The 4,546-nt window shown below is 72.3% G+C and carries 5 protein-coding genes and 1 pseudogene; 3 read left to right on the top strand and 3 right to left on the bottom strand.

From position 1 onward, the window contains the following. Positions 1-497: 497 nt before the first annotated feature. Positions 498-831: pseudogene (locus AB0F10_RS44415) on the top strand (IS256 family transposase); the annotation flags it as partial. A gap of 325 nt (positions 832-1,156) precedes the next feature. Here AB0F10_RS44415 and AB0F10_RS44410 read toward each other — a convergent pair. Together AB0F10_RS44410 and AB0F10_RS44405 are read right to left on the bottom strand one after the other, a co-directional pair. After that, complete coding sequence (locus tag AB0F10_RS44410; RefSeq protein WP_360640418.1) at positions 1,157-1,603, bottom strand: ankyrin repeat domain-containing protein; 447 nt, start codon at positions 1,601-1,603, stop codon at positions 1,157-1,159. A gap of 71 nt (positions 1,604-1,674) precedes the next feature. Then, positions 1,675-2,163 carry a hypothetical protein gene (locus AB0F10_RS44405; protein ID WP_360640415.1) on the bottom strand — a complete coding sequence of 163 codons (489 nt, stop codon included), beginning with the start codon at positions 2,161-2,163 and terminating at the stop codon, positions 1,675-1,677. An 80-nt stretch (positions 2,164-2,243) separates the two neighbouring features. Here AB0F10_RS44405 and AB0F10_RS44400 point away from each other — a divergent pair, with 80 nt between their 5' ends. After that, positions 2,244-3,017: a maleylpyruvate isomerase family mycothiol-dependent enzyme gene (locus tag AB0F10_RS44400; protein WP_360640413.1), complete on the top strand. Its 774-nt coding sequence runs from the start codon at positions 2,244-2,246 to the stop codon at positions 3,015-3,017. A gap of 47 nt (positions 3,018-3,064) precedes the next feature. On the opposite strand, the gene AB0F10_RS44395 is transcribed toward AB0F10_RS44400, so the two are convergent. Further along, positions 3,065-4,108 carry an AbfB domain-containing protein gene (locus AB0F10_RS44395; RefSeq protein WP_360640410.1) on the bottom strand — a complete coding sequence of 348 codons (1,044 nt, stop codon included), beginning with the start codon at positions 4,106-4,108 and terminating at the stop codon, positions 3,065-3,067. Between the two features lie 229 nt (positions 4,109-4,337). Between AB0F10_RS44395 and AB0F10_RS44390 the strand changes: the two genes are divergently transcribed. After that, on the top strand, positions 4,338-4,546 hold a 209-nt coding region (locus tag AB0F10_RS44390), incomplete at its 3' end, for a hypothetical protein (protein WP_360640407.1).

Genomic DNA, 4,546 nt, shown 5'->3' with positions numbered 1-4,546 from the left:
TCCGCGCTGTGGGCGCGGCAGGAGGGTCGGTCGGGCAGGCCGGGGTGGGTGGTGGGTCAAGCGGACGCACCTCGCCGGTTGCGCAGGTGGATGCACCTCGCCGGTTGCGCAACCGGACGCAGCCCGCCAGTCACGCAAGCGAACGCAGCCCGCCGGTTGCGCAAGCGAAGCACCCCACCGGACATGCAAGCGGACGCAGCCCCCAGTCACGCAAGCGGACGCAGCCCCCAGTCACGCAAGCGGACGCAGCCCGCCGGTCGCGGTCAGCGGTTCTCTCGGTGAGCAACGCTTGAAGCCTGGGGATGAGCGTCGGGAGGGGTAGCCTGCCGGCGAGTTCCGAGCCGAGGAATCGAGTAGGGCACCCGCGTCAACGCAGGTGGGGAGGGTGCGCCCGTGCTTACCGTAGCCAAACCCCAGGAGCCGACGCCGGCGGTGATGTTCGAGGCGGCCGTGTCGGGCGGCTCGCTGGGCGAGGGGTCGTGCGTGACGGCGCCTGTGGGGCGAGGTTCGGCAAGGCTGTCGCGAAGGTCGTCGACGACCTCGATGAACCACTGGCGTTCTGTGACTTTCCGGCCGAGCGGTGGGTGCCTGCGCATCACCAACCCGATCGTGTCGACGTTCGCCACGGTCGGGCACCGCACCAGGGTCGCCAAGGGACCGGGCCCGAAAGCCGCTCGCCTGGCCATGGCGTTCACACTCATCGAGGCCGCGCGGCGGTGGCGGGCGGTCAACGCGCCGCACCTGGTCGCCCTGGTGCGTGCCGGTGCACGCTTCGAACGCGGCCACCTCGGCGAACGGCGTCAGCAGCAGGCGTCCACGGCGGCCGCGTGAAGCCCACACCGAGATGACCGCCGACGCCCGTGCCCGCCGTGCTGCCCTCCTGATCGACATCGGAGGCGTCCTGATGGCGGACCACCTGACCGCGGCCGCGGTCGCCTGGGGCAACCGTCTGGGCATCGCCCCGCACGCCTTCCTCGTGTGCGAGTCGATGTACGGAGTCGTCCGGGACGCCTATGACGAGCTCACCGGCACCGCGGACCTGCCGAACCCGGTGGTCGGACGGTATCCCCCCTGGAGACGACATGGGACTTCGAGGACGATGAGCAGGTGCGCCGCCGGCTGCCCCGCCTGGCCGCGTTGTGCCTGGGCTGAGCACTCAGACCGGCGCGGTTCGCGAAGGTGGCGGTGCCGGTGAGGGATCGGCGGTCAGCAGCAGTTCGAGGGTGTCGCGATGATCGCCCAGGGCGGCCCACTCGGCCGCGGTGGGCCCGTGCCCCTGGTCTTCGCGCCGGTTCGGGTCGGCGCCGGCGGCCAGCAGTTCCCGCACCGCGTCGGCGTGGCCCCAGCACGCGGCACCGCACAGCGGGAGCCCTTCGTCCCCGGCGCCGCTTTCCCGGTTCGGGTCGGCGCCGGCCGCTACCAGCGCCCGGACATTGCCCGCCAGGTTCTGGACGCTCGCCCGGTACAGCGGCGTGCTTCCGCCGGGATCCGGCAGGTTCGGATCCGCGCCGTCCAGCAGCAGGCCGGCGACCCGGCTGACGTCGGCCCGGCCCGCGGCCTCCGTCAGGCGCTGCTGCAACTTCTTACGCCGGCGCCTGTTCACCCCGTCATCGTGAACGAAGGATCGCCCGGAATCCACGGGGAATCCGCTCGAGACGTCGCCCTTCGCCCGGGTCACCCGCGCGGCAGGAAGCCGATGTGGTGGAACAGGCCGTGGTGCTCGGCGAAGGCGTCGCGGCAGCGGCCGATGGCGGCCACGGCGCCGGCCACCGTCGTCTGCTCCTCCGCCCGGCTCATGATCTGGTGTTCGCCGGCCTCGAGGTTGTGCAGCGGCGTGACCAGGTCCACCTCGAGGGCGGCGCCGATGGTGAATCCGTGCTCGTGCGGCCTGACGCTGATGGACAGGCGTATCTCGGACGGGACGTTGCTCACGTCGCCGGACCGCCACGGAAGCTGGATCTCCAGGCAGTGGAACGTCAGGGTTCCGTCCTTCTCCGGGTACCAGAGATACGTCCCTCGATACGTCACCTCATCGTCGGGCAGGCCCGGTACGGAGATGTCGTAGCCGAACGCGATGTCCATGAAGACCCGCTCGACCTTGCCGGAGGCCTCGTGGAGAGCGCTGAGGATGGTTCCCATGCCGGCACTCACCGCGTTGATCATGCAAGAAACCGTAGGCCCTACGGAGTAGGAGATCATTGAGGGTGAATGGTTGTCCGCCAAGCCCGGGGATGTGCGATTGCATGCTTGATTTCGACAGGTACTTCATGGAGTTCGAAGCCGAGACGGCCAGGTTGGCCGGGTTGGCGGGCGAGGCGGACGGCGGGCATCCGATCCCGGCCTGCCCCGGCTGGACGCTGGAGCAGCTGGTCGGGCATGTCGGCCGCGGGCACCGGTGGGCGGCCGAGATCGTCCGGCGGCGCCTGCTGGAGCCGATCCCCATGCAGGAGGTGGTCGTGCCCGCCGACCCCGATGGGCGCGGCGAGTGGCTGACCGCGGGCGCGCGGATGCTCGCCGGCGCGGTGCGGGACGCGGGTCCGGAGCAGCGGGTGTGGACGTGGCAGCGGGATCGGTCGGCGGGCTTCTGGCTTCGGCGGATGCTCCACGACGAGGTGGTGCATCGCTTCGACGCCGAATTCGCTCTCGGCATCAAGGGCGACCTGGCCGCGGACCTCGCGGCCGACGGCGTGTCCGACCTGCTGGACATCGCCGCGACTCTGTCGAGGCCGGACATCGGCGTACCGAGCGCCTTCCTCGGTCTGGCGGGTGACGGCGAATCCCTGCTGTTCGTCGCCACGGACTCGGGCCTGGGATCGGGCGGCGAGTGGTCGGTCACCCGGGGCCCGGCCGGTGTCACCTGGCGGCACGGCCACGACCGGGCGGACGTCACGGTACGGGGGCCCGCGCTGCAACTGCTGCTCCTGCTCAACCGGCGCCTGTCGGTGCAGACGGCGGACGTCGAGATCGTCGGCGACCGGGAACTCTTCGCCCACTGGTGGTCGAACAGCAGCTTCTGACCGCCGGGTCCGGTGGCCCGGCGATGTCCTGCTGGTTGGATCACGGGTCAGGGGTGTGCGTGGCGCCGCCGCACTCCGCCGTCGATCCGCTTGCCGCGACCGCGATGCGGGCCACCGCGATGCGCGAGGCCCCCGATCGCCGAGGGCGGGCTCCGCCAGGACGTTCTGGTGCTGAAGCCGCGGCCGGTCCGCGCCGTCAGGACGGGGTCCCTGAGCGGACTGCGGGTGACGAAGGCCTGGGCGTCCGCGGCGGGCGTCCGGGTCAGTAGCAGCAGCGAGTCGCTCTCGGTGAGGTGGCGGTCGGGATGGTTGTGGGAGCGGAGCACGAATCCGCCGGCCGCCACGGGCACCGGGCAGAATGTCGCGTCGGCGTCGAACAGGGCGGAGCCGTCGGCCCGGTCGAGGCGCAGGGCGAAATTGCGGTGCCGCAGGAAGTAGCCGGGATAGTTGTCCGACTCGAACGAGACGCAGGAGCCGCGCGCGCGGCCGGCGCGCACGGTGAAGCCGGAGTCGGCCCGGTCCAGTGCCGGGCTGCCGGGACCGATGGAATCGATGCGGGCCCGGAAGTCGCGGTGCCGCACCCGGCGGCCCGGCTCGCCCACCGGCTCGAGACCGACATCGGCGCCGACCACCGGGAGCGCGGCCCGCGACGGGGACGGCGACGCCGGCGGCCGGTTGCGGTCCGGCCTCGCCGGTGGGCGCAGCGCCCGGTGGCCGGTGGTCGGTATCCCGGCGGACCGGCTGGGTGGCGGCTCGGCGGCCGCCGGGGACGGCACCTCGACCGGCCCGGGCATGACCGGGCCGGTCGGCAGCAGGACGAAGGAGGGCGCGGCGCGGCGCTCCTTCTCACCCGTCGACAGGGCGAGGCCGGCGGCGACCAGGGCGCTCAGGACCGCGGCGCCGACGAGCAGGGTCCCCGGCCGGGTCCGCGGCGGCAGCCGGTGCGGCCGGCCCTGGGTGACCGCGGCGGCGGGCTCAGGGGCCGGCGGGCCGGCCGGGGGCCGTCGCCGCTCGGGTGGGGCGAAGTGCTGAATGGGGGGAATCCAACCGCCGACCCGTAGATCGGGCCGGTCACCATCCTCTGGGGACATCCGATTCCGTTCCCTGAATAGCAAACAAAGCTTATCTGGGCTCCCGCGTACGGGTGTGCCGCAGCAATATTCGGGGCAGAACGCGCCGATGGCAAGGGGCAATCTCGCGAACACCCTAGGTGATCGATCCGATCGGGCTCCTCATCCGTAGTGACGAGGGACTCACCACGCGCTGATGCTCGCAGCGATCCCGCGGGCGGTGGCGCTTGCCCTCGAGGGAGCACGTGCCGTGGAAAACCCTGCCTCCACCGACCCCGATGCGAACTACCGCCGCCCCGAAGCCCCGACCCCTCCCCCCTTTCCCTCGATCTCCGACTACTGGCCCGACGCGCCGCACCGGATCGGCCCGAAGCCCGATCACTACAGCGACGAGCCGACGGCCGCGTCGGTGGACGCCCTGCTGCGCTCCGGACGGCGCGAGCGCGACGCCCGCCCGGC

The sequence above is a fragment of the Actinoplanes sp. NPDC026623 genome (assembly GCF_040638275.1).
Taxonomy (GTDB): domain Bacteria; phylum Actinomycetota; class Actinomycetes; order Mycobacteriales; family Micromonosporaceae; genus Actinoplanes.
This window is presented reverse-complemented; position numbering and strand designations above follow the sequence as displayed.